The 24,787-nt window shown below is 66.4% G+C and carries 26 protein-coding genes; 13 read left to right on the top strand and 13 right to left on the bottom strand.

Annotated elements, in window-relative coordinates:
- Window positions 1-159: 159 nt before the first annotated feature.
- Complete coding sequence (locus tag JQT59_RS04055) at window positions 160-915, bottom strand: lysophospholipid acyltransferase family protein (RefSeq protein ID WP_213574742.1); 756 nt, start codon at window positions 913-915, stop codon at window positions 160-162.
- Between the two features lie 90 nt (window positions 916-1,005).
- Between JQT59_RS04055 and JQT59_RS04060 the strand changes: the two genes are divergently transcribed.
- Window positions 1,006-1,884, top strand: coding sequence for a hypothetical protein (locus tag JQT59_RS04060; RefSeq protein WP_213577416.1), 879 nt, complete (start codon window positions 1,006-1,008; stop codon window positions 1,882-1,884).
- Between the two features lie 111 nt (window positions 1,885-1,995).
- Window positions 1,996-3,576, top strand: a complete 1,581-nt coding sequence (locus tag JQT59_RS04065) for a Rieske 2Fe-2S domain-containing protein (RefSeq protein WP_213574744.1) — start codon at window positions 1,996-1,998, stop codon at window positions 3,574-3,576.
- Window positions 3,577-3,627: 51 nt separating this feature from the next.
- Here JQT59_RS04065 and JQT59_RS04070 read toward each other — a convergent pair whose 3' ends face one another.
- From JQT59_RS04070 to JQT59_RS04090, 5 genes are all read right to left on the bottom strand, one after another.
- On the bottom strand, window positions 3,628-4,812 hold the full coding sequence (locus tag JQT59_RS04070; RefSeq protein ID WP_213574746.1) for an MFS transporter: 1,185 nt from the start codon (window positions 4,810-4,812) through the stop codon (window positions 3,628-3,630).
- Between the two features lie 109 nt (window positions 4,813-4,921).
- Entirely contained in the window at window positions 4,922-5,407 is a 486-nt protein-coding gene (gene bfr / locus JQT59_RS04075) for a bacterioferritin (protein ID WP_109326014.1), read from the bottom strand.
- 77 nt (window positions 5,408-5,484) lie between these two features.
- Window positions 5,485-5,667: a (2Fe-2S)-binding protein gene (locus tag JQT59_RS04080; RefSeq protein ID WP_208962940.1), complete on the bottom strand. Its 183-nt coding sequence runs from the start codon at window positions 5,665-5,667 to the stop codon at window positions 5,485-5,487.
- Between the two features lie 94 nt (window positions 5,668-5,761).
- A complete protein-coding gene (serS, locus tag JQT59_RS04085) occupies window positions 5,762-7,018 on the bottom strand; it encodes a serine--tRNA ligase (RefSeq protein ID WP_159918791.1) in 1,257 nt (418 codons plus the stop codon).
- 33 nt (window positions 7,019-7,051) lie between these two features.
- Complete coding sequence (locus JQT59_RS04090; protein WP_213574748.1) at window positions 7,052-7,471, bottom strand: ankyrin repeat domain-containing protein; 420 nt, start codon at window positions 7,469-7,471, stop codon at window positions 7,052-7,054.
- A gap of 81 nt (window positions 7,472-7,552) precedes the next feature.
- On the opposite strand from JQT59_RS04090, the gene JQT59_RS04095 reads away from it, so the two are divergent.
- From JQT59_RS04095 to JQT59_RS04115, 5 genes are all read left to right on the top strand, one after another.
- Complete coding sequence (locus JQT59_RS04095) at window positions 7,553-8,659, top strand: septum formation family protein (protein WP_213574749.1); 1,107 nt, start codon at window positions 7,553-7,555, stop codon at window positions 8,657-8,659.
- Window position 8,660: 1 nt separating this feature from the next.
- Entirely contained in the window at window positions 8,661-9,011 is a 351-nt protein-coding gene (locus JQT59_RS04100) for a metallopeptidase family protein (RefSeq protein ID WP_109326000.1), read from the top strand.
- 151 nt (window positions 9,012-9,162) lie between these two features.
- On the top strand, window positions 9,163-9,468 hold the full coding sequence (locus tag JQT59_RS04105) for a PE family protein (protein WP_159918788.1): 306 nt from the start codon (window positions 9,163-9,165) through the stop codon (window positions 9,466-9,468).
- 34 nt (window positions 9,469-9,502) lie between these two features.
- Window positions 9,503-10,708, top strand: a complete 1,206-nt coding sequence (locus JQT59_RS04110) for a PPE domain-containing protein (protein WP_213574752.1) — start codon at window positions 9,503-9,505, stop codon at window positions 10,706-10,708.
- Window positions 10,705-11,496, top strand: coding sequence for an ESX secretion-associated protein EspG (locus JQT59_RS04115; RefSeq protein WP_213574754.1), 792 nt, complete (start codon window positions 10,705-10,707; stop codon window positions 11,494-11,496). Before JQT59_RS04110 ends, JQT59_RS04115 begins: the two co-directional genes overlap by 4 nt.
- Before the next feature lie 17 nt (window positions 11,497-11,513).
- On the opposite strand, the gene JQT59_RS04120 is transcribed toward JQT59_RS04115, so the two are convergent.
- The 4 genes from JQT59_RS04120 to JQT59_RS04135 all read right to left on the bottom strand — a co-directional run bounded on the left by JQT59_RS04120 (window position 11,514) and on the right by JQT59_RS04135 (window position 15,313).
- Window positions 11,514-12,908: a lipase maturation factor family protein gene (locus tag JQT59_RS04120; RefSeq protein ID WP_213574756.1), complete on the bottom strand. Its 1,395-nt coding sequence runs from the start codon at window positions 12,906-12,908 to the stop codon at window positions 11,514-11,516.
- A 64-nt stretch (window positions 12,909-12,972) separates the two neighbouring features.
- On the bottom strand, window positions 12,973-13,644 hold the full coding sequence (locus tag JQT59_RS04125; RefSeq protein ID WP_213574758.1) for a histidine phosphatase family protein: 672 nt from the start codon (window positions 13,642-13,644) through the stop codon (window positions 12,973-12,975).
- Window positions 13,641-14,558 (bottom strand): prephenate dehydratase, encoded by a 918-nt coding sequence (gene pheA / locus JQT59_RS04130; protein ID WP_213574760.1) that lies wholly within the window; start codon window positions 14,556-14,558, stop codon window positions 13,641-13,643. The genes JQT59_RS04125 and pheA overlap by 4 nt, the downstream gene beginning before the upstream one ends.
- Before the next feature lie 53 nt (window positions 14,559-14,611).
- A complete protein-coding gene (locus JQT59_RS04135) occupies window positions 14,612-15,313 on the bottom strand; it encodes a hypothetical protein (protein WP_213574762.1) in 702 nt (233 codons plus the stop codon).
- Window positions 15,314-15,406: 93 nt separating this feature from the next.
- Here JQT59_RS04135 and JQT59_RS04140 point away from each other — a divergent pair, with 93 nt between their 5' ends.
- The 5 genes from JQT59_RS04140 to JQT59_RS04160 all read left to right on the top strand — a co-directional run bounded on the left by JQT59_RS04140 (window position 15,407) and on the right by JQT59_RS04160 (window position 19,775).
- Window positions 15,407-16,171 carry a DUF2470 domain-containing protein gene (locus JQT59_RS04140; RefSeq protein ID WP_213574764.1) on the top strand — a complete coding sequence of 255 codons (765 nt, stop codon included), beginning with the start codon at window positions 15,407-15,409 and terminating at the stop codon, window positions 16,169-16,171.
- A gap of 37 nt (window positions 16,172-16,208) precedes the next feature.
- A complete protein-coding gene (locus tag JQT59_RS04145; RefSeq protein ID WP_213574766.1) occupies window positions 16,209-17,021 on the top strand; it encodes a CPBP family intramembrane glutamic endopeptidase in 813 nt (270 codons plus the stop codon).
- A 264-nt stretch (window positions 17,022-17,285) separates the two neighbouring features.
- Window positions 17,286-18,509, top strand: coding sequence for an LCP family protein (locus tag JQT59_RS04150; protein ID WP_283254044.1), 1,224 nt, complete (start codon window positions 17,286-17,288; stop codon window positions 18,507-18,509).
- Window positions 18,510-18,533: 24 nt separating this feature from the next.
- Window positions 18,534-19,085 carry a ferritin gene (locus JQT59_RS04155; protein WP_213574768.1) on the top strand — a complete coding sequence of 184 codons (552 nt, stop codon included), beginning with the start codon at window positions 18,534-18,536 and terminating at the stop codon, window positions 19,083-19,085.
- 144 nt (window positions 19,086-19,229) lie between these two features.
- A complete protein-coding gene (locus tag JQT59_RS04160; protein ID WP_213574770.1) occupies window positions 19,230-19,775 on the top strand; it encodes a ferritin in 546 nt (181 codons plus the stop codon).
- Window positions 19,776-19,843: 68 nt separating this feature from the next.
- On the opposite strand, the gene JQT59_RS04165 is transcribed toward JQT59_RS04160, so the two are convergent.
- Genes JQT59_RS04165 through JQT59_RS04175 form a run of 3 tightly spaced genes read right to left on the bottom strand, consistent with a single transcriptional unit; the run spans window position 19,844 to window position 22,521 of the window.
- Complete coding sequence (locus JQT59_RS04165; protein WP_109325966.1) at window positions 19,844-20,758, bottom strand: DUF5926 family protein; 915 nt, start codon at window positions 20,756-20,758, stop codon at window positions 19,844-19,846.
- Between the two features lie 33 nt (window positions 20,759-20,791).
- The gene (locus tag JQT59_RS04170; RefSeq protein ID WP_213574772.1) at window positions 20,792-21,553 is read right to left on the bottom strand and encodes a glycerophosphodiester phosphodiesterase; all 762 of its coding nucleotides are present in this window, start codon (window positions 21,551-21,553) and stop codon (window positions 20,792-20,794) included.
- Complete coding sequence (locus JQT59_RS04175; RefSeq protein WP_213574774.1) at window positions 21,550-22,521, bottom strand: DUF4328 domain-containing protein; 972 nt, start codon at window positions 22,519-22,521, stop codon at window positions 21,550-21,552. The genes JQT59_RS04170 and JQT59_RS04175 overlap by 4 nt, the downstream gene beginning before the upstream one ends.
- Window positions 22,522-22,982: 461 nt before the next feature.
- On the opposite strand from JQT59_RS04175, the gene JQT59_RS04180 reads away from it, so the two are divergent.
- On the top strand, window positions 22,983-24,770 hold the full coding sequence (locus tag JQT59_RS04180; protein ID WP_213574776.1) for a hypothetical protein: 1,788 nt from the start codon (window positions 22,983-22,985) through the stop codon (window positions 24,768-24,770).
- Window positions 24,771-24,787 lie beyond the last annotated feature (17 nt).

Raw genomic sequence — 24,787 nt, forward strand, 5'->3', positions numbered from 1 at the left:
CGGGCGCGGGCTACCGGTGGTGTCACAGCTCGGTCTCGCAACGGTCCGTCTCGGTGGTCCGTCGCCGGGATGTTGTCGAGTCCGGTGCGAGAAATCCTCAGTCCCTGGAAACGGGACAGCGCCCTGGCCGCCGTATCGACAAGACAGGTTCCACCCGATCTAGCTCCCGGACTCCCTGGCCTGTCGAGCCTGCGCCCTCTTCTCGGCGTCGACGGCGTCCAACTTGTCGGCCTCTTCCAAGGTCGGCGCGCTGCCGCCGAGTCGCGCGGGCACCCAGTAGGCGCCCGCGGGATGGTCGTAATCCTTCTGCAGGTCGGCGAGCATTTCCTGCATGGTGGTGTGGAGTTTCTTCGTCAATTCGGCGGCTGGCTCGAACGGCGCGATGGGCTCACCGACAGCAATCGAGATGGGGGTGTTGGTTCGCCCGAGGCGCTTCGGGAACCCCTTGGTCCACACGCGCTGCGCACCCCAGATCACCATCGGGATGATGGGCACGTCGGCCTCGATCGCCATCCGTGCGGCGCCCGACTTGAATTCCTTGATCTCGAAGCTGCGACTGATCGTGGCCTCGGGATAGACGCCGACCAGCTCCCCGCGGCGAAGCCGGTCGACGGCAGCCCGATACGAATCCGAACCAGCCCCGCGGTCGACGGGAATGTGTTTGAGGGCCCGCATGATCGGGCCCGAAATCTTGTTGTCGAACACTTCCTTCTTCGCCATGAAGCGGACGTACCGCTTCACTCTGCGCGCAGGGAGCCCCGCATAGGTGAAGTCCATGTAGCCGGTGTGATTGATCGCGATCACCGCCCCACCCGTCGCGGGAATGTGCTGATCGCCCTTGACCGTGAACTTCAGCCCCTCGAAGGCGAATACGGTGCGGGCAATGCCGATGACGGTTCGATAGACGGGTTCCACAATCGGCTAGCGTAGCCGGGTATCGGCGATCTGGCCCGCAGTCGGGGACGGACGCTCGGCGGGGAGTCGGCAGGAGGGCGTGTGAAGGAAATGGGCCGCACGGGCAGGGGGGCGTTCGCGCCCGCACACACATTCGCCCTCGTGGTCGGAATCCTCGCCTCAGCGGCGGCCTGCGATTCCCAGTCCGGCATCCCCGTGGACGCCGCGGAGGCAGACATTGCGGCGGGAGAAGTCGCGGCGGCAGGAGTCGCGGCTGACCCCACCTCCACCGCCGACGGTCCCGGCACCGTGCCTCCCATCTCAGCCCGGCCGGCCCCGCAGGTGGTCGTCGGTGAGGTCCCCGGCAACCCCGAAGCAGCCGACGCCGTCCGCGCCTGGGCTCTCGACCTCGTCACGGATCCCGAGGGGCTGACCTCGACCTGCTGGACGCTGCCGCCGGCTCAGATGGCCGAACAGTACGCGGACACCGGCGCAGTGCTGCGGGCCCTCGCGCAACCCGGTGTCGACGGGCAGTTCTCCGTGTCCTGGGCAGGTGGGGGCACCACCGTGTCGGTCAAGCGGAGCGAGATCGCGTCGGGTTACGCCTGCCCGCACGTCCATCCCGCCGGGACAGCCGACGTCTACACCCCGGCGGACGCCGAACACGCGGTGGCGAGGTTCCTGTCGCGGGAGGCGGGACGACCGGTGAGCCCGGCCGACACCGAGACCGCCTATCCCTTGATCTGCCCCGGGTTCAGTCCGTGGGACCCCTCCGGGTCGGGGAACGGTGGACAGCCACCGCTGAAGCAGGACCCCGACGTTCTGGCCGACACCACCGCGTTCGCGGCAGACGACATGACCACCACACCGCTCCGCGGCGACTACGTGAACGTCACGGTCCCGGTCACCGATGTCACCGGTGTGACGAAGACCAAGCAGGTCACCTTGTCGATCGGCCAGGACGGCTACTGCCTGGGCGAAGTGACATAGGCGGCTCCGCCGCGCGTGCGCCTTTTCGGTAGTTGGGGCTACCGGAAAGACGCACAGGTGGCGCAGCCGCCTACCCTGGAACAGTCGCTCAGCTCTTCAGGAGGCATACCAGTGCAGGTCACCAGCGTCGGCCACGCCGGATTTCACATCCAAACAGAGGCAGGATCGATCCTGTGCGACCCCTGGGTGAACCCCGCGTACTTCGGGGCGTGGTTCCCGTTCCCGGACAACACCCAGCTCGACTGGGACGCCCTCGGCAACTGCGACTACCTGTACGTATCGCACCTGCACAAGGACCACTTCGATCCGGAGAACCTGAGCAAGCACGTCAACAAGGACGCCATCGTTCTGCTCCCCGACTATCCGGTGCCGGACCTCAAACGGGAACTCGAGGCACTCGGATTCCATAAATTCTTCGAGACCGAGGATTCGGTCAAGCACAGGATCAACGGGGCAGGAATCGAGGTCGCTCCGCAGTCCCCGCTCGCGCCAGGCGACCTGGACATCATGATCATCGCCTTGCGGGCGCCCGCCGACGGACCGATCGGCGACTCCGGTCTCGTGGTGTCCGACGGCGAGACGACGTGCTTCAACATGAACGACGCCCGGCCCGTCGACATGGACGTCCTGCACGACCAGTTCGGCAAGATCGACATCCATTTGCTGCAGTACTCGGGCGCCATCTGGTACCCGATGGTCTACGACATTCCCACCAAGACGAAGGCCAACTTCGGCAAGCAGAAGCGTCAGCGCGGCATGGATCGGTGTCGCAGTTACATCGAGCAGGTCGATGCCACCTGGGTGGTGCCTTCGGCAGGTCCGCCGGTGTTCCTGGACGACGAGCTGCGTTACCTCAACGACGACCGCGGCGACGAGGGAAACATCTTCCCCGACCAGATCACGTTCCTCGAGCAGATGAAAATTCACGGCAACGACGGCGGGATATTGATGATCCCGGGGTCCACCGCGGATGTGAAGGGCAGTGCGCTCACCCTGACGCACCCCATTCCCGACGCCGAGGTCGACAAGATCTTCGCCGACAAGGCCGCGTACATCGAGGACATGGCGCAGCGGATGGCTCCGGTCCTGGCCGCCGAGAAGGCGGGGTGGGCTCCGGCCGAGGGCGAACCGTTGTTCGAGGCGCTCAAGGTCAAGTTCGAGCCGATCATGAAGCAGTCCGATCTGATCTGCGACGGTATCGGCTACCCGGTCGGTCTGGTGATGGGTGACGAGACCGTCGTCCTCGACTTCCCGCAGCGCATCGTCCGTCCGCGCGGGGAGAAGGACGGCAAGTACCGGTACGGCTTCCGTATCGCGCCCGAACTGGTCCGCACCGTGCTCCGGGACGACGAACCCGACTGGGTGAACACCATCTTCCTGTCCACCCGCTTCGAGGCGTGGCGGGTCGGCGGATACAACGAGTTCCTGTACACCTTCTTCAAGTGCCTCACCGACGAGCGCATCGCCTACGCCGACGGCTGGTTCGCAGAAGCCCACGACGACTCGGCGTCGATCGAGCTCGGCGGCTACGAGATTCAGCGTCGCTGCCCCCACCTCAAGGCCGACCTGTCCAAGTTCGGCGTCGTCGACGGCACTAATCTCACCTGCAACCTGCACGGCTGGCAGTGGGACCTCGAGTCGGGTCGCTGCAAGACGTCGAAGGGCCACGAGCTGCGGTCCAGCAAGCTCTGATTGCGCGGGCGAATGTACCTTTCGGCGCATCTGAGGCGTCCAAAGGTACATTCACCCGGCGGTGGGTGTGTCCGGCCGAACCGGTGGGAGCCACCGGCGCACCAGGACCGCCGACAGCAGCACCGGGACAGCCAGTGCTGCAACGAGTGTGGTGACCGAGAACCACGTCGAACCGACAGCGAAACCCACGTAGATCAGTAGTGCGGTGATCTCGCCGAACAGCCCCGACACCGAGGTGACGGTGGCCCGCGCCGGACCGGTGATCGCGTCCTGCACACGAGCTTCCGACACGATCATGGCATTGCCGAGGATGCCGTAGCCCACGCCGATTGCTGCGAACCCGGCGACACCACCCAGAAGCGCTCCGGCACAGAGCAGTACGGCACCCGCTGCGACGACACGGCTCATCGTCACCGCTCGCATCGACGCTGTCCGGCCGGCCACCGCGGTACCCACCACTTGGCCGGCGACGGTGATGGCCACCAGCAACGGCACAGCCGCCGTCGCGGTGCCACCGTCGCGGGCGAGCAGGCCGAAGTACTCGTCGAAGGCGAGAAATCCGACGAGTACCGACGACAGCACGACGCCTCGGCGGAGCACCGTGTCGTGCGACACCTCCCCGACCCCCGCCCGGAGCATCCCGGCGTAGCGGGACAGCAGTCCGCGCCCGCCGGCCACTTCCCGTGTTTCGTCCGCGTCGGCTGCCCTCGGCGCAGCGGGAAGCAGTAGTGCGAAGCCTCCGTGCAACACAGTCGCAGCGACACTGGCCCATCCGACGAGTGTGTAACCGCCCAGAACGAAGAGCGGCGCGGCGGTCAGCGTGGCGACGAGGTTGCTCGCCATGGCGCCGGAGTTGGCGTAGCCGAGGAGCCGGGCGAAGCTCTCCGACTTCCCCTGCGAGGCAAGTTCGTCGTACAGCAACGCCTCGAACGTTCCGGACTGGATGGCACCACTGATGCCCCACAGCACGAATCCGGCTGCGAAGCCTGCATACGACGGCGCCACCACCCACACGGTGAATCCCGCGGTGTACAGGGCGGAGGCGAAGACGAGCAGTCCACGCCGGGACACGGTGTCAGCCCAGGCACCCGAGGGCACTTCGGCGACGAACGATACGACGGACCAGATGACGAGTAGCGACGAAATCTGACCGACGCTGAGACCGTGGTCGGCGAACAGCAGGTCGTAGAGACCGAAAAGCGGAATGAGGTCACGCGTGGCGGTGTAACCGACCACGCGGACGGTGAGCGATCGCTGGGAGCTGGGTCAAGGCTGAGCGGCGGGGTATCTCACGCGCCCATTTTTACAAGAGCACCCAACGAGTCGCGCGGTTTTCGTCGATCGACTACCCGGCCGTCGGTGGCTGATCGACGAGCTGGGCCATGTACAGCTGGTCGCCCATCTTGTCCATCAACTCGATCTGTGTCTCCAGATAGTCGATGTGCTCCTCTTCTTCCGCGAGGATGCCTTCGAGCAGCTTCGCCGACGTCGCGTCACCCTTCTCCCGGCACATCTGAATTCCGGGACGCAGGCGTTCGACCACCTCGAGCTCGACCGCGAGGTCGGAGTGGAACTGCTCTCGCAGGTCCTGTCCGATGCGCAGCGGGAGCAGCTTCTGATAGTTCGGTAGCGCCTCGAGAAAGAGGATGCGGTCGGTCAAGATCTCGGCGTGAATCATCTCTTCGATGGATTCGGCACGCGTCTTGGCCGCCAGTTTGGTGAAACCCCAGTTGGCCTGCATCTTCGAGTGCAGGAAATACTGGTTGATTGCCGTCAGCTCACTCGTCAACTGTTCGTTGAGAAGAGCGATTACCTCGTCGTTACCGCGCATGACAACCTCCGGTCGCCGGGACTAATGCGACCGTATCAGGCTCGACCACTCTCCGCAGCGGATCGTGGTGTCAGTTGTCAGGCAGCTGTGCGATTACGCTCCGCGTACGCACAGAGAATTTCTTCGAGGCGGTTGACGCAGGTTCCACACCCCCATCCGGCTCCACATCGCTCACCGATGGCATCTGCAGAGTCGGCACCGTCGTGCACATGCTCGTGCACCTCGGTTTCGGTGACGGCCTTGCAGATGCACACGAACATGCGGAGCTCCCTTACGCGAACTATCTGATTAGGTAAGGGTTACATCATTCGGGCGGAGATGCAAGGGTAGCCTTGCATAACGGACAGTATTCTTTTACGGCTTCAATACGTCCGTACCGACGAAGGGCACCAGCGCCTCCGGCACTCGTACGGTCCCATCGGACTGCTGGTGGTTCTCGAGGATCGCCACGATCCATCGCGTGGTGGCCAACGTGCCGTTCAGGGTGGCAGCAGTCTGCGGCTTCCCGTTCTCGTCGCGGTACCGCACACCGAGGCGCCGCGCCTGGAACGTCGTGCAGTTCGAGGTGGACGTGAGCTCGCGGTACGCCTGCTGGGTGGGCACCCACGCCTCGCAATCGAACTTGCGGGCAGCCGAGGAACCCAGATCGCCCCCGGCGACGTCGATCACCCGGTAGGGGACGTCGATTGCGGCCAGCATGTCGCGCTCCCAGGACAGCAGACGCTGATGCTCGGCGTCGGCATCCTCGGGCTTGCAGTAGGTGAACATCTCCACCTTGTCGAACTGGTGGACCCGGATGATTCCGCGGGTGTCCTTGCCGTAGCTGCCTGCTTCCCGGCGGAAGCAGGTCGACCAGCCCGCGTACCGCTTCGGGCCTGCGGAAAGATCGAGGATCTCGCCCGAGTGGTACCCGGCGAGCGGGACCTCGGAGGTTCCGACGAGGTAGAGGTCGTCGTCGGCAAGGTGGTAGATCTCGTCCGAGTGGGCGCCGAGGAATCCGGTGCCCGCCATGATCTCGGGGCGCACCAGCACGGGGGGAATCATCATCTGGAACCCGTTGGCCATTGCCTTCTGCGCGGCGAGCTGCAACATTCCGAGTTGCAACATGGCGCCGAACCCGGTGAGGAAATAGAACCGGGCGCCGGACACCTTCGCGCCGCGTTCCATGTCGATCAGTCCCAGCGACTCGCCCAGCTCGAGGTGGTCCTTGGGCTCGAAGTCGAACGTGGGGACATCGCCGACCGTGTCCAGGGTGACGAAGTCGTCCTCGCCACCGGCCGGGGCGCCGTCCTGGACGATATTGGAGATCGCCCGGTGCGCGGCGTCGAGCGCGGCCTGCGCCTCGTGCTGCTCCGCCTCGGCCTGCTTGACCTTGGCTGCGAGTTCCTTGGATCCCTCGAGCAGCGCGGGCCGTTCCTCGGGGGACGCCTGGCCCACCTTCTTACCGAAGGCCTTCTGCTCGGCGCGCAGAGTGTCACCGGCGAGTACCGCGGCGCGACGGGACGCATCGGCTTCGAGCAGCGCGTCGACCAGCGCAGGATCTTCACCGCGGGTGCGCTGCGACTCGCGGACGGCGTCGGGGTTCTCGCGGAGGAACTTCAGGTCAATCACGGTGTCAAACCCTACCGGGCGCCTCCGGAGCGCTCATTCGGGTTTCGGTTCCAGCAGGCTCAGGAGATCTTCTCGGCCGAACATCCGCGCGGCGTCCACCGCGGTGGGGTGCCCGGCTGTGGAGTCGGCACCGCCCGCGACGAGGGTGCGCACCACCCCGTCCTCACCCTTGAACAACGCCCCTGCCAGCGGTGACTGACCCTTGTCGTTGAGTCGGTTGACGTCGGCACCGCGGTCGATCAGAGCCTGGACCGCCTCGGCATGGCCGTGGTAGGCGGCCAGCATGACGAGGGTGTCGCCGTTCTGGTTGGTGAGGTTCACCGGGACCCCGGCGTCGATGTACGTGGCCAACGCCACTGCGTCGCCCGCGCGTGCGGCATCGAACACCCGGCCCGCGAGTTCCTGGAGTTCCGGATCCACAGGTTCGGCGGAGGGCTGCGAATGGTCGTTCATGGCACTCGAAGCTACCCCGCTGCGAACCTGATCGAAGGAGTTGTTCTGCTTCTCGCACCGGAACGGGCATGATGGAAAACGATGTCCTCAGATCAGCCGAACGGTGCCGAACCGCAGCCCGGGAACGCCGGGCAACCGACCAAGGCACCCCGCACCATGTCCGCGACCACGACGCGTCGCGCGCTCGCTGCTGTCGCGATCGGCGCCGTGGTCGCGGCGATCGCGACCTTCGCGATCTCAGGTGGGTTCGACCGCAGCGAGAATCTGCCCACCCACTCGGGCGATCCCGGGCCACAGGCCACCGCATCGGTGGAAGGGGAGGCTTTCGCATCGGCGGTCGCCGGCGACTGCCTCGACTGGACACCGTCGAACGATCCGAAGGAGGATCGCAAGGACGTCGCGAAGGTCGACTGCGCCGAGGAGCACCGTTTCGAGGTGGCGGCCCCACTGGATCTCAGTGTCTACCCGGGCGCAGAGTTCGGGCCGGGGTCGCGTTACCCGGGCGCCCTGCGGTTCGCCGAACTGCGGGACGAGCATTGCGTGCCCGCCGTCGAGACCTACCTGGGTGCGCGTTTCGACCCTTACGGGAAGTTCAGCGTCGGTCTCATGTTCCCCAGCGAGGCAGGCTGGACCGCCGGGGAGCGCACCCTGCGGTGCGGTCTCCAATTCTCCGGCACCGCAGGCACTTTGCTTCCATTCAGTGGGCGCGTGGCCGAGCAGGACCAATCCAATGTCTGGGATCCCGGCACCTGCATCGGCATCAATCAGAATGTCCCCACCGATCCCGTCGACTGCGTGCAGCCTCACGCGTACGAGGTGATCTCCGTGGTCGATCTCGGCACCCAGTTCCCGGGTTCGATGCCGTCGGTCGAAGACCAGGACAAGTACCTCGAGGGCGTGTGCACCCAGGCGTCCAACGAGTTTCTCGGCTCGGCGGACGCGTTGCGGAACAAGACCCTCACCCTGTTCTGGGACAACCTGGAACTCGACAGCTGGCTGGCGGGCAGCAGGCGCATCAACTGTTCGGTGGGCAAGGAGACCGACACCGGCGGCTTCTCGACCATCACCGGGTCCGCCAAGGGCGACATCCTGATCAACGGCGCGGCGCCGGTACCGCCGCCGCCTACTCCGGAGGGCCGGTCGATGCCGACGCCGCTTCCCGGCGCCGCTCCGGTTCCCGGGCCCTGACGTGCCGGTTCTGATGACACCCGACCGATTCGAGGAATTGGTGGGAGACGCTCTCGATCTGATTCCGCCTCAACTCGCGACCGCAATCGACAACGTCGTCGTCCTCGTCGACGACCGCAACGAAGACGATCCGCATCTCCTCGGGCTGTACCACGGAATAGCGCTGACCGAACGGGACAGTCATTACGGCGGTTCGCTACCCGATACGATTACCATCTACCGCGACGCCCTCCTCGAAATGTGCAGTTCAGAGGAGGAAGTCGTTCACGAAGTGGCCGTTACCGTGATCCACGAGGTTGCACACTACTTCGGGATAGAAGAAGATCGCTTGCACGAGCTCGGCTGGGGATGAACGGTTTTCCCGAGAATTTTTTTCTCGGGATCGGGGGGAACCGAAGAGCGCGTGGCGGCGTCCAAGGAAGTAGGGACGCTGCACCATGCAGTTCGCTTGCCGGGGGGCAGCTGCCTTCCGCACCCGCCTAGGTCAGAAGGAGTTCGACGCAATGCCAGCTCTGCACGTCGCACCCGAAGCTCTTGTCGCCGCCGCCGTGGAACTCGACGCGCTCGCCGCGCGCCTCGAGGCTTCGGTCGCACTGAACTCCGCAGCAATCCGGGTACTCCCGTCGGGGAGCGAAGAAGTTTCCCTCCATGCCGCCGGTTACTTCAACACGGTCGCAGGAACGTTCACTCCTGCTGTCGCCCAAGGAATTCTCGAGATGCGGGAGACCGCGAACACGCTCCGCACCCAAGCCGCTCTGTACGCCGCCGAGGACCTTGCCCTGGGCGCGTCGCTCGCTGCGGGCATGTGACCGGAACGCCTCGAGACCAGTAGGAGAATCGCACATGACCATGGGACTGACAGGTGTCATCTGGTTGCCCCGCGGGGCCACCGTCAACTCGACCACGCTCATCGCGGGCGCAGGCCCGGTGCCGCTCAGCGTGGCGAGCGCTGCGTGGACTGCGCTGTCCACCAGCTTCGTCGACGCCAACCTCACGCTCGTTCGGGTGATGGCCGAGCTGGCCGCCGGCTGGCAGGGTGTATCGGCCGTGGCCGCACTCGCCAAGATCACGCCGTTCACGGTATGGACGGCCGAGTGCGCCGAACTGGCGGCAGACACCGCCGTCAAGGCCGGACTCGAGGCGGGCGCATACACGACGGCCGCCCTCATCATGCCCAGCATTCCCGAGATCGTGGCGGTCAAGACCGCGAAGGCCACCGCTTACTCGACGGGCGGTGCCCTCAACGGTTCCGCGGCAGTCGCCGAGGCGGCCGACCGGGCGATGGACATCCGGGCAGGGCTCGTGATGGAGGGGTACGAGGCCGCATCCAACATCCTCGCGCTCAAACGCACGTACAAGCAGCCCCCGCGCATCGTCACCAAGGCCGATTCCAAAGAGGTCGGAACCTTCGAGGACGTCCCGCAGGACGGCAACTTCGACCCGACACGGGCCGCTGCCGCCGCGCTGATGGCGGCCGGTCAGAATCCCGCGGTCACCACCGCCGCATCGCAGGTCGGCAGTATCGCCGGTACCACCGTGTCCACCGCCACGTCGGCGGCGAGCAACATCGGTGGGGCGGCGCTGTCCGCAGCCACCAGCTCGGCGGCCACCCCGATGATGGCTGGTGCGCCGATGCTGTCGGGTGGCTCGTACAGCGGTGGCGGCGCAGCTTCCACGTCGACGGCGGCAGCACGGACGTCGGCCGGTGCGCTCGGTGCCGGGACGGGAGCCGGCGGTGCGACGCTTCCCGACGGCTGGGGAAAGACGGATGCCCTGGGCCAGGGTGCTCGGCCCGGAGCGCCCGCGGCCACACCGGGCGCAGTGATCGGAGACGTCCGGGCCGACATGAATCCCGCTACGGCGGCACGTGGAGCAACGGGTAGCGGACCCATCATGAGCGGGCGCGGCGCGGGTACGGCCGGTTCGCAAGACGACGAAGAACGGGACACCCCCGATTATCTGAAGAACTTCGAGCACTTCGCCGACGGACGTACGGTCATTCCTTCGGTGATCGGCGCCAACCCCGACCACCCGGAGAGCGGACGTTGATAGACCTGGGCACCCAGGCGGGTCCGACCCTGCCGGCGGTGACCCTGAGCCTCGACGAGATGGATGTCCTCGTCGACCGGCTCGCGCTCGACGTCCTGCCGGTGGTGCTCGACGCCGGCCCGCGGTACGACTCGTACGCAGCCAGGGACACAGCGTTTCGCGACGCCGTCGCCGGCCTCACCGCCCGGGATCTCCTCCCGGGCGGTGAGGTTCGCGCCGAGCTTGCTGCGGGACTGCAGGTTCTTGCCCGCCCGCGGTGGGAAATTGCTCTGCGCTGGTACGTCGACGGAAGCATCTCGCGGTTGTGTGTGTCCCGGGGCGACATCATGTCGGTGCTCACCATGCGCGCCGGCGACACCTACGTGGTGCAGGACGCCGGCGTCGACATCTTCGCGCCGGTCATCGCTGCCCTCGGGACCGCGGAGCCGATGGACTTCGGCGTGGTCAACGCACCCACTGCCCAACTCGGTGAGGTGTTCGACGCGGGGGGTGACGGTAAAGCTCTCGCGGCCGGCCTCACCGCACTCGGTGTCGCGCCGTCCGATGCCACCGCGTTGGGCACCGCGATGGCAACCTGCAACACCTACGCCGAAATAGTGGGAATCGTGTACGGCGACGGGCAGTACGACCCCGTCGGTGGTCCCGTCACCGTATTCGACACGCACAAGGGGCGAATCGTCGGCACGTCCAGCGTGTCCGCGCACGGCGTCGCCTGGTCTTCTCTGAGCCCGGGTACACCACAACGTCTGCGCCAGGCCCTCGAGTTCCTGGCCGACAGATTGCACTGAGCTCAGATTGCACTGAGTTATACCGGTTCACGCTTCCACCACGCCCCCGTCTCGCGGCGCTCCTTCCAGGTAGTGAACCGGTAGCGGTACAGACGTGCACGCACATGTTGCGGAGGAGAGTCAGGGAAAGGATTGTGCCGCAGCAGTTTCAGCGTGTCGCGGTCGTTCCTCAGCAGCCGCTCCACGAAGTCGGGAAACCATGGATCGGCGTAGCCCGGTGAGATCGGAATGAACCAGAACAACCAATCGAGCCGCAGATGGTACGGCGCGAACTGCCGTGGCCGGCGATTCACATCGCCCGGTTTTCCCTTGAACTCGTACTCCTTCCATTCGGACTGCGCAGTGATCGCCGAGTCGGACGTCCCCTCCACAATCACTTCGTACCGAACCTTGGTGACGCTGCCGAAGGCGCCGTAGGTGTTCACCAGATGCCACGAGTTGAACGACGCATTCATCCGCTGACCGTGCGAGATCATGTTGCGGATCGGCCAGTAACTCAGCACCACGACCAACGCTGTCACGGCGACCACCAGGACGACGAAATACAACGGCGCCGACGAACTTCCCTCCGGGAGCGATACCGGAACAAGCATCTCGAACACACTGTCCGGGATGACCGACAGGGCCAGCACGATCGTGATCCAGTTCAGCCAGGAGAAGTTACCGCTCGCCACCAGCCACAGTTGGGTGACGATCATGACGGCCGCGGCAATCGCGGCCACCGGTTGCGGCGCAAACAGCCCGAACGGCATCACTAGTTGCGCAAAGTGATTCCCCAACACCTCCAGCCGGTGGAATCTTTTCGGCAATCGGTGGAAGTACCAGCTGAGCGGTCCGGGCATCGGCTGGGTTTCGTGGTGATAGTAGAGGCAGGTGAGATCACGCCAGCATTTGTCACCGCGCATCTTGATCAGTCCGGCGCCGAACTCGAGCCGGAACAATAACCACCGCACCGCGATCAACACCAGAATCGGCGGACCGACGGAGGAGTTACCGAGGAAAATCGCCAGAAACCCGGCTTCGAGGAGGAGCGACTCCCAGCCGAAGCTGTACCAGATCTGCGAGACGTTGACGATCGACAGGTAGAGGATCCACAGCACCAACCACACCAGCATGCAGGCGGCAAGCGGGATGAACTGCGTCGCGCCCAGCAGAGTCGCGAGTGCCAACCCGGCGCCGGTCCAGGCAACTGCCGCGAAGAACCGATCCGAGTAATGGAATTGGAAGACACTAGGTGCACGCGCGAAAGGGACTGCCCTCAGGAACCGCGGAATCGGCATCATTCCGTCACTACCGACAAGCGGCCTGAACTGATGCACCGCGCCCAGGAAGGCGACAAGGTAGATCGCCGCGAGCCCCTCGGTGACGAGCAGCCGCCCGAGGGAATAGTCTTCGGCTACGAACCATTCCATTGCCGTCACTCCTCGAGGACGGTTTTCTCCATCGTCGCGCAGCGGGTGGAAGTCCGCAACGCATTCACCCCATCGGGTCGTCGGCCCCGGGAATCACGCGATGTTCGAACGGCGGCTCGATCGTTCCCCACCGCACACATTCCCAGCCTCCGCCGGGGGTCGGTACCAACTCGACCGACTCCGTGTTCGCGAGGTGGTTATTGGCGGCGAACAGCCCGGGAACATCCGCCAGCTGTGCGGCGACGAGGCGGATCGCGGCGCCGTGGCTGACGAGGACGACATCTCCCGATCGGTCCGGATCGTCGAGATACTCCGCGCGGAGGGCATCGACGACCGGCACGTAGCGGTCGAGAATGTCGTGAGCGGATTCGCCACCGGGTACGCGGGCTCCCAGCTCACCCGCGTGCCACAGGTGGAAAGTCTTCATGAACAGAGCGTGCGATTCATCGTCACGGCGATCCTCGAGTTCACCCGCCTGCGCCTCGTACAACCCCTCGCGGGTCTGGGCGGAAAGCCCGGTGGCACGTTCGACCGCACCCGCCGTCTGCCGGGCGCGCAGGGCCTCCGAGTTGACGAGCGCAGCGAGCGACGCACGGGCCGCGAGCCGGGCCCCGAGAGCGTCGGCCTGGGCCTGCCCCTCGGGTGTCAGCGGTGCGCCGGGTAGACGGGTGTCGAGTCGGCGTTCGACGTTCGCCTCGGTCTGTCCGTGCCGTACCAGAATCAGCTTGCCGCTCACAGTTCCCTGTCTCCCTGACGGATTCGTTCGATCCAGTCCGCCGCGTCTCCGTCGGACGGCGGGGGCGGACCACTCGGGTTCGCGGCCGGCCACGAGCCGAGGAACCGCACGGTCGACTTGCGGTGCAGCGCGCGGAACGCCTCGGCGACCAGCGGATCGTCGAGGTGACCGATGCAGTCGACGAAGAACCGGTAGGAGCCGGGTTCGGTGCGAACGGGCCGGGATTCGATGCGGATGAGGTCGATTCCGCGAGTGGCGAACTCGGAGAGGACGCTGACGAGCGATCCGGGTTCGTTGTCGGGCTGCAGAACCGCGGAGCTCCGGTCGCTACCGGTGCGCGGCGGGACCCGCGTCGGGGCGGTGACGAGCACGAACCGCGTCCGCGCGCCGGCGACATCCGCGACACTGCTGGCCAGTGCGTGTAATCCGAGACGCCTGCCGGCCAGCGCGGTCGATACCGCGGCATCGGCGAGACCATGCGAGACGTCCTCGGCCGCACCCGCATTGGACGATGCGGTCTGGATCTCGGCGCCGGGGCAGTTCTTCTCCAGCCAGGTCCGCACCTGGCCGGCGGCGACGGGATACGCGCGCACGGTCCGCACCTGGTCGAGGCGCTCGATTCCGGGTCGACCCAGGATTTCGAAGGCCACGTCCAGTTCGGTCTCGGCGACGATCTGTAGCCGTTCGCCCAGGGCGAGGGAGTCCAGCGTGGGCACCACAGCCCCTTCGACAGAACTCTCGATGGGGACGACGGCACCGTCGACCACACCGTCGCGCACCAGCTCGAGCGTGGCAGGGGGGCTGGACGCGGCGACGCGTTCGACCGGCCCGTCGAAGGCGCCCGCCCCCTCGAGTTCGGCGAGCGCCATTTCCGTGAAGGTTCCCGAGGGTCCGAAGTACGCGATCTTTGGCACGCCTATGAGATTACGCACCGAGAGTTGACGGCCCGGCGCTATGCGGTGAATCTTTATCGCAACCCGGCGGCGGCGAGTTCGCGACTCACCCGGGCGGGATCGCTCACCTCGATGCCCAGCAGCACTTCCCGGACTGCCTCGGCCGCCTCCGGACCGAGCGCCGCAAGCTTCTCCGCGGTCGGGTCGGCGAGAGCCGACCGGACGTTGTCTCCGCGCAGCGACGCGACGGTGCCGGACAGCAGGGCGAGCACCTCGGCGGCGTCACGCGCTCTGGCCACGTATCCGACATCCGCATGGGCGAGGACCGCCAGAAAATCGGCCACCTCCCCGATGGAGAATCCACTGCCCAGGCCGGGGATGCGTCCGGCGTCGGCGAGTTGCTGCGCCGATTCTGCGAGTCCGAGGTCGCCGTCGCCGACGAACACGGCGAGCGGCGAGGGCAGTCGCAACGCGAGTGCGTCGCCGAGCTGCGCCGCGGGGCAGTCGAGGTGGAATCGGACCGCCTCGTAGGACGCCTGTTCTCGGGTACGCAGCTCGGCGGGGTCGATGTCGAGGCCGACGATGATGCGGCCCGCGTCGGTGCCGTGGCTGCCGATCAGAGTGGACGCAAGAACCACCCGGGGCCCGACTGTTCCTTCGACCGTGTCCGCGGGGTCCGCGGATATTCCGGCGGTGGGTGCCCCGCTGAGCAGGCCTTCGAGCAGCGACTGCGGTCCGCGCGAACGCGGAACTCCGAGTGAAAGAGGAATTGCCACCTTCACACCGTAATCCTGCGGTGGTCTTGCCAACCGACGCACGTCACATTAGGTTAGGTTTACCTCATTACCGCTGCTCCCGAAGGAGGCTCCATGCCCGTCACGACTACCGGACCGACCACCGCCGAGCGTGTGCGTAGTTCGTGCGCACGGACCCAGGAGGCAGTACTCGCTGTCGAGGGCAGCGCTCCTACGGTCACGTCCGTCCACCACCTGCGCGCCGGCGGAGACGTCGTCGTCGCGGTGCCGACCGACTCGGCGGCAGCCACCCTGTCCTGGTTGGCCGGTGGCGGCGGAATCCCCGCAGTCCTGGAGCTGACCGACAACTCACCGCTCCCACTCCGCGAACCCGTGCGATCACTCGTCTGGCTACGGGGCACCCTCCACTCCCTGTGCGAGGCGCACACCCGCGCCCTCGCGGACGAGGTCGCCTCCGAATACCCGCATCCCGGACTGCTCGACGTCGGGCATGACGCCACGCTGTTGCAGTTACGGCTCGAATCGGCCGTCGTCGCCGACTCGACCGGCGCCGAACCCGTCTCCCTTCCCGAACTGCTCGCGGCCAAACCCGACCCGTTCTGGGAAATGGAAACGGCCTGGCTTCAGCACCTCGACGAGGATCACACCGACCTCATCGACCTGCTCTCCCGCAAGCTTCCGCCGCACATGCGGCAGGGACGCATCCGTCCGCTCGGCATCGACCGCTACGGGTTGCGGTTGCGCGTCGAGAGCGACAACGGTGACCGCGACATCTGGATGCCGTTCGCGAATCCGGTGGACGACGCCCTGTCGCTGAGCCGGGCGATACGACTGCTCGTCGGTTGCCCCTTCGTCAACGGTCTGCGCGCCCGCGGCTGATCGGCAAAACCACGGACCCGCGCGCTAGCGTTGCCGCGTGATCTCGCGGACAACGCTCGACTCCTGGTTACGCCCCGCATCACCCGAGATACCGGTGGTGCCGGCGAGGGAACGCCGCGGGCTGTGGATCGAAATCACGATCGTCCTGCTCGTCACCTTCGGGACCAGCGGGTTGTCGGGATTGCTGTCGCTGACCGAGTCCCTGCTGACGCCCGGTGACCTCGCCGACCAAGCGGTGGCGCTGAACGTCGCACGCGCGGAGAACCAGTCCATCGATGCGGCACGGCAACTGCTCGGTGTCGTGAAACTGCTGTCCTGGGCGGCGCTGGGTCTGTATCTCCTGTGGCGTGGCGGCATCAGTCTCGCCTCGGTGGGGCTGGGGCGGATCCGGTGGCGACCCGACGCGGTACAGGGTGTCGGGCTGGCTGCGCTGATCGGGCTCCCCGGCCTCGGCTTCTACTTGCTGGCGCGTGCGGTGGGCGCCAACCTGACCGTCGTCCCGAGCACGATCGGTGACCATTGGTGGCGGCTTCCCGTCCTCGTCCTCTGGGCGATCGCCAACTCGGGGGCCGAGGAGGTACTGGTCGTCGCCTATCTCGTCACCCGACTGCGGCAACTGGGGTGGAGCGAGAACTCGTCCCTGCTGGCGTCGGCGCTGCTGCGTGGCACCTACCACCTCTACCAGGGCTTCGGCGGCGGGCTGGGCAATGTGGCGATGGGTGTGGTGTTCGGCCGGTACTGGCAGAAGACCGGCCGGCTGTGGCCACTCGTGATCGCGCACGCCACCATCGACTCGGTGGCTTTCGTCGGCTACGCGGCCCTGCGTGGCCACGTCGGCTGGATTCCGTAATCCTTCGAGACCAGTAAAGTCGTGCGGGTGACCGGCGACGCACCCTATCCACCGCTGCCACCCCGTCCGCCTCGGCGGACGCAGGGCGGCGGACCCGCGCCGCAGTCGCCGAACCGCCGGACCCCACCTCCCGGCCCGCACGGTTCCGCCCCGCCTCCGCCTCCTCGCGTTCCGCCACGAGGATCTCCGGGACCGCCGCCGCCGCGACCCCGGCACCCGGCGCCCCGCCCCGGCCCGGCAGGTCCGCCTCCGGAGGGAACCCAGGTGATCCGGCGAGACGGGCGAGGCACCCCACCCGCCCCGCAGCAGGCGTGGTCGCAGGCGCCCGAACCGCGATTGTCGCGGTCCGCGCCTCCTCGCCCGGACGGCTACGCGCCCACCCAGACGCCGCAGCCCTATCGTGAGCCACCGCAGTATCGTGAGGCGCCGCAGAACCGACAGGCGTATGCCCCGGATCGGCGCACCCCTCGCAACCCGCCGCCCCCGCTCGCACCTCCCCGCAACCCCGAACCACCGCGTCAACGCAGACCCAGACGCCGGCGAAACTGGGGCAGTCGCATCGGCATCCTCTTTCTGGTGTTGATCCTTGCCCTCGCCGGCATGACCTACTACCTGGACACCTCCCTGAACCGGGTCGACGCACTCGCCGATTACGACGGCCGGGTCGGCGACACCCCCGGCACCAACTGGCTGCTGGTCGGGTCGGACAGCCGCACCGGGCTGACACCGGAACAGGAGCAGGAGTTGTCGACCGGCGGCAACAGCGGTCCCGACCGCACCGACACCATCATCGTGATGCACCTCCCGAGCAGTGGCGGGCCGGCGACCATGGTGAGCATCCCCCGCGACTCCTACGTATCCATACCGGGCTACGGCGAGGACAAGATCAACGCGTCGTTCGCATTCGGTGGTCCGCAATTGCTGGTGCAGACGGTCGAGGAAGCGTCCGGGCTGCACATCGACCACTACGCCGAGATCGGGTTCGGCGGTTTCGCCGGGATCGTCGACGCCATCGGTGGTGTCGAGATGTGCCTGGATGCCCCCATCGACGACCCCCTCGCCGGCATCAATCTGGCGCCCGGCTGCCAGGAGCTGTCCGGCTCGGACGCCCTCGGATTCGTCCGCACTCGCGCAACGGCGCTCGCCGATATCGACCGCATGAACCACCAGCGGAAGTTCATGGCCGCGCTGATGGCGAAAGCCACCAGCCCGGCAACGTGGCTGAACCCGTTCCGGGTGTGGCCGCTGGTCACCGACACAGCCAAGTCGTTGCGCGTCGACGAGGGCGATCACATCTGGAACCTCGCAATGCTCGCCTGGGCCGTGCGCGGTGACATGGTCACCACCACGGTCCCGGTGGCCGGCTTCGAGGACGTCGACGGTTCGGGGAACGTGCTGGTGTGGGACGACGAACGGGCCTCGCAGTTCTTCGGCGCTCTCGCCGAGGATCGGCAGGTTCCCGCCGAACTGGTCACCACAGGCCAGTGACGCCGCATCCGTAAACTGAGCCGCATGACACAGTCGGCGCCTACGAAACCCAGTGAATTCCACCACCTGCTTCAGCAGCAGATCCGCAACGAATTCACGGCGTCACAGCAATACATCGCGGTGGCCGTCTACTTCGATTCCCATCATCTCCCGCAGCTGGCGAGGCGGTTCTATACGCAGGCCACCGAGGAACGCCGCCACGCGATGATGATGATCCAGTACCTCCTCGACAATCACGTGGACGTGACCGTTCCGGGTATCGACGACGTGATCACGGATTTCGACTCGGTGCGGGCACCGGTGGAACTGGCGCTGAAACAGGAAGAAGCGGTCACCGAGCAGATCACCAGGCTCGCCCGCACCGCCCGCGACAACGGGGACTACCTCGGCGAGCAGTTCATGCAATGGTTCCTCAAGGAGCAGGTCGAGGAAACTGCAGGCATGAACACCCTGCTGACCATCGTCGACCGCGCGGGCCACGATGTGTTCAACATAGAAGACTTCGTCGCCCGGGAGATGAACGCCGCCCCGCGCGCCGATCCGACCGCGCCCAAGACCGCAGGTAGCGGAGCTTGAAGGCACCCCTGATAAACCCGAAACGGTGCGCGATAATTCGGTGGAATTCGTGCCGAATTAGGCCGCATTAAGTTTGGGAACCCTTGCCATAATTAGGCAGAACTTGCATGACAACGCCGTCTGACCAGCTATATCGTGTGTCCCATGACTTCCGTTGACGCGCACAAGACAAAATTCCACGCCCTGCTGCACGACCAGATTCGCAACGAATTCAACGCGTCACACCAGTACACCGCGACTGCCGTCTATTTCGATAATGCGGACCTTCCGCAGCTGGCCAAGCACTTCTACAAGCAGGCAGTCGAGGAACGCAATCACGCGATGATGATCATCCAGTACTTCCTGGATCGCGGAATCAACGTGGAGCTGTCGGGTGTCGACGCCGCGAAGGGCAACTTCGAGAATGCGCGTGAGCCGATCGCGTTGGCTCTGACGCAGGAGAAGACGGTCACCGAGCAGATCGTGCAGCTCGCGAGCACCGCCCGCGAAGAGGGCGACTACCTCGGCGAGCAGTTCATGCAGTGGTTCCTCAAGGAACAGGTCGAGGAGGTCGCCAGCATGACCACCCTGCTCGCCATCGCCGACCGCGCGGGCGCCAACCTGTTCCATCTGGAGGACTTCGTCGCTCGCGAGATAAGCGTCGTCGACGACACCGCCGGAGCGCCTGCTGCTGCCGGCGGCGCCATCTAGGCGGCTCCGCCGCCCGTGAGTGGTTAACGAGTGTCCGCACTCCTTAACCACTCACGGGCCCGGAGGGCCTAGCGCAACGTGACCTGGCGACCGCGGAGGCCGTCGCGGGCGCGTCGCTCGTCGGTGGTGAGCGGAGCATCGACGGCCAGCGCCTGCGCGAGGCGGTCACCGAGCTCGACCGTGGCGGCTGCCCACTCGTTGGGGTGCTTCTCTCGATCCAGGTCGAAGACCGGAACGAGAAGGCCGTGCGTCCGGAAAGAGCCGGCATAGCGCGACCCTTCACCCAGGTGCAGCCCGCCGGTGGCGTGGACCCGCGCCAGCGCCAGCATCAGGTCGTCCTCGTTCTCGGGACGCACCCAGCGGATGTGCGCCTTTTCACCCGCATCCACCCACCACGCCGCCACGACGCCTTCGGCTTCGACCCGCGCGGACGGCATGATTGCCGCGTTGGCGTGCTGCACCGTGGTCGCGACCTCGGGTGCCGGTTCCACCCCTTCAGGGATCCACCAGTTGAAATCCTGGTGCACCGTGATGTCGAGCAGAGCGTCCGCGTCGATCACCTCGGCCGGTGCGGGGGTGTCGGCACCGGGGTTGGCGGAGGCCAGCGATTCTCCGGCCGCGGCGTCTCGAACCCATACGACGGAGGCCGCCAAGTCGGCACCGAGGTCCGCAGAGTGTGCCTGGACCTGCACACCGACGAACCCGGTGGCGTCCTCGCCTTCGTCACGGACGAGCGCCGCCACGGCACCCGGCAGGACGGTCGCCAACGTCACCGGACGCGAAGAGTCCTTCACCGGCAGCGGTGCTGTTGCGGAGGGGACGAATTCACGCAGCGCGACGAGGTCGCATTCCGCGGCGAGGCCTTCGAAGGGTCGCGTCACGGCCGCGGCGGCACTTTCCCGTTCCGCCTTCCGCTGCGCGAGCTTCTCGGCGCGGGCACTGTCGGGCTTCGGTCCACTGTTTCTCTTGCTCTTCTTTGCCACGACGCCAAAACCTACACGCCTGAAGAGGCTCGGTCAGGAGGCCAGCCAATTCTTGGTGCGCCCGGGGTGGTTGGTAGCCACCCAGCTGACACCGAGTTCGCGACACAGAGCGACATCGGTCCGATCGTCGACGGTCCAGCAGTAGGTGGCCCGCCCCGCGGCCGCGGCCTTGTCGACCATGTCGGGGTGCTCGTGCAGGGTCTTGACCGAGGGACCCACCGCGGTGGCGCCGACTGTCGTGGCCGCTCCTCCGCCGAGATAACGGGCCGACTCCCCCAGCAGCACGGTCGGAAGCATCGGCGCCGATCTCCGGATCCGCCACACGGCTCCGGCCGAGAACGACATCACGACGGCGCGCGAGTGGTCGGCCGACGGCGGGAACGCGATGCCGAACCGCTGCAACTCGGCCAGGACCTTGCTTTCCACGAGCCCGCCGAACCTGACGGGATGCTTGGTTTCGATGAACACCTTCACGGGCCTCGCCGAGTCGAGAGCGAGCTCGATGAGCGCACTCAATTCGAGAAGTTCGGCGGGCTCTTCCGCGGTGCCGTAGTTATATTGGGCCAGCTCGTCGCGCGTCATCTCGCTGACGACGCCTACGCCGTCGGAGGTGCGATCGATCGTGCGATCGTGGACGCACACGAGGTGGCCGTCCTTCGTGAGCCGCACATCGCATTCGAGCCCGTCGGCACCCTCTCTCAGCGCGAGTTCGTACGCGGCGAGGGTGTGTTCGGGCTTGGCTGCGGACGCACCACGATGCGCGACGACGAGCGGTCCGCGCCGATCGGGGCTCACGAGGCGAACGCTTCCTGATCAGGTGTTCCCGAGTTCTTCGCCGGTGGTTCCGATTCGGACGGCGGATCGGTGGCAATCACCCAACGGGTGACCGCTTCCTTCGTCCCCTTCAGAGTGCGGCCCTCGAGTCTGCGCAGAACCAGCAGGGCGAGCAGCGCGGTGGCCGCCGCGACCATTGCGGTGAACGCAGACAGGAGGACGCCGTCGGCCATGGCCTGCAACCCCGGACGGGACCGCCAGAACCAGTTGAAGACGAGGAGGACGACACCGAAGACCCACATGGCCCACCAGGCGCGCACGAGCGTGACAGCTCGGGGATCTCGCCGAACGACCTCCAGTAGGAACACACCCGGCATCACCAGATTGAGCCCGGGGACGGCGCAACCGACGATCAGTTCACCGGCGGAACGCGGATCCGACCTTCGCTCCCGGGCGAAAGTGCGGCGGCGGATCCGCAGCAGCCAGCACACGCCACCGATGCCGGACAGCAGGGCGAAGAGCATTCCACCGGCTTGGGTGACGAAGACGGCGGCGTCCGAGACGGCGAGCACGGTCGGGTCGACCAAACGGGTCCTGTTCCAGACGAGGACGGAGTAGCGACCCAGTTCGGCCGGCACGGCCAGCGCGTACAGGCCGGCGGTGACGATCAGGAAGGTGGCGGCCTTGTCGGCGAGTGCTTCCGGCCAGTTCCTCCCCCCACGAGACGCATCGACATGGTCGTGAAGTCCCCAACGCGGAACGTCGGTGTAGTGGGGTGTCGGACTGGGCGCAGGAGGATCAGCGGCCAGCCCCCCACGCCGGAGCGGTGGTCGCGCCACCCAGCGGAAGCCTCGCTGATCGGGAGAAAGCTGCTGCTCGGTCCGGATCGGTGCGAGGAGCACGCCGTGACAGCGAGGACACCACTGTGCCGGGGCGCCGAGAACTGGCCACCGGCCGGCGCATCGTGCGCACACCTGAATGACGCTCATGCCGTCCGCACCCACTTCACAGATCCGATTCTGTCACGACACACCTGTTGGGGTCGGGCAGCGACCGATTCGTCCTTTTCCCACCAATTTTGTGAGCTGCGCCACGGGGATTCTCGAGTTATCCACAGTTTCCACAGGTTCATCCACAGTTATGAACACTGCTCACACCGCGCAATTCCTGGTCAGAAGGCGTGGACAATCTCCGTTGTTGACAGCCTCGACATGAACGGTCCACAACCGTGGATGAACTTGACACCGCAGGTCGGTGAACGATGCGATTCGGCTGGGCGACGGCGCGGCCCGGAATTACCCCTCCATGCCGGGTTGCCCGCGAAGCAACCCGAAAACTCCGGACCGGCCGTCTTCTCCCCCACCGCCTGCCGGGGCAGATTTTCCCCGACACCTGATCTGACGCAGCCCGGCGCCGTTTGGTTCCACTCGATCTGTAATCTCGGAAAACGATGACGGACGACGTCGGATCGCGGTGGCAGCTCGGACCCGCCCGCGTCCTCCACCTGGCTCTGGGCCTCATCGCCGTTTCGCTAGTCGTCCGGTCGTGGGTGGCAGCTCGCAGCGACTTCTACTGGGACGATCTGATCCTCAGTGGGCGGGGCGGGAGCCTGCCGCTCCTGTCAGCCGACCTTCTTGTCTACGACCACGACGGTCACTTGATGCCCGGTGCCTTCCTGGTCGCCGGTATCGCGACACGAATCGCGCCCTACCAGTGGGTCCTGCCGATGATCACGATGATCGCGCTTCAGGCGGCGGCGTCCTACGCGGTCTTCCGGTTGTTGCGCAAGCTCCTGGGACTGCGGCCCGCGGTGCTGATCCCTCTGGCGTTGTACCTGTTCACGCCGTTGACGGTGCCCGCGTTCGCGTGGTGGGCGGCGGCGCTCAACGCACTACCTCTGCAGATCGCGCTGGCCTGGGTAGCGGGTGACGCACTGGAGTTGTGCCGGACGGGACGACGCAGATACGCGATCTCCGCCATCCTCGTCACCGTCGCGGGGTTGCTCTTCTTCGAGAAGTCTGTGGTGGTGCCTTTCGTGGCGTTCGCGACCGTGGCGTTGTTCGCGCACGTCGACGGCGCTCCTCGACCGCTGTGGTCCACACTGCGGCGCGGCGCTCTCCTGTGGATAGGTTCGGGTGTGGTGCTCGGTGGGTGGGCGGCGCTCTACCTGTTCACCGTGGAGTCGCAGTTCGAGTGGGCAGGACCGTCTCGGGCGTTCCAGTTGTTCCACCACGCGACCTCGCTGGGTCTCGTGCCGACGCTGCTCGGGGGGCCGTGGACGTGGGACCGCTGGATTCCGAGTCCGCCGTGGGCGTCTCCGTCCCCGGCTCTCGTGGTGGTGAGCTGGCTGGTTCTTCTCGCGGTGGTGGTCGCGACGATGCGATCGAAGCGTCGCATCGGTGCGGTGTGGATTCTCACTGCGGGGTATTTCCTGCTGTCGGTGGCCGCGATGGTGGTCACCCGGTGGGGTGCCGACACCACCTACGAGCTGGCCCAGACTCTGCGTTATTTCACCGACACGGCGGTCGTCCTGGCGATCGGTACCGCGCTGATCGTGCGGGCACCCGCGCGGGGACCCGTCCCGGTCCCGTTCCTCACCCGGCCGGTCGTGGCGGCGACCGTGGTCGCCGCGTTCGTGGTCGGCAGCCTGTGGTCGACGTACACGTTCACGCGGAGCTGGACGGAGAACCCGACCACCGACTACCTGACCACGGCCCGCGCCTCCCTGGCCGAGCATCAGGACGCCGCTCTGCTCGAACAACCGGTGTCGATCTGGGTGCTGCTTCCGGTGGCCTATCCGAACAATCTGGTCAGCAGGGTCTTCGCGCCCCTCCCGGACCGTCCTGCATTCGCCGACAGCACCGACCGGCTACGGATGCTCGACGACTCCGGGAAGTTGGTCGACGCGCAGGTGACGTGGGTGCGGTCGCTCGAGCCCGGGACGGTACCGGACTGCGGGCATCTGGTGGACCAGCGCAGCTTCGTCCCAGTCGCTCTCGACGGCCCGCTGACGGGATGGGAGTGGACGGCCCAGCTGAACTATCTCGCCAGTGCGGACGGTGAGCTCTCCGTGGCCATGGAGGTCGGTGATCCCGTGCGGGTGCCGGTGCACCGCGGGCTCAACTCGGTGTATGTGCGCCTCACGGGCGGCGGGCAGAGTCTGCGGGTGAAGACGCTGACTCCTGACCTGTCGGTGTGTGTGGGTGTGGGCCCGGTCGGGGTCGTCGTACCGAAGTAGCCGGGCGTCCCGGGAGA

Origin of the sequence: Rhodococcus sp. USK13 (assembly GCF_018343855.1) — a bacterium.
Classification (GTDB): Bacteria; Actinomycetota; Actinomycetes; order Mycobacteriales; family Mycobacteriaceae; genus Rhodococcus_F; species Rhodococcus_F oxybenzonivorans.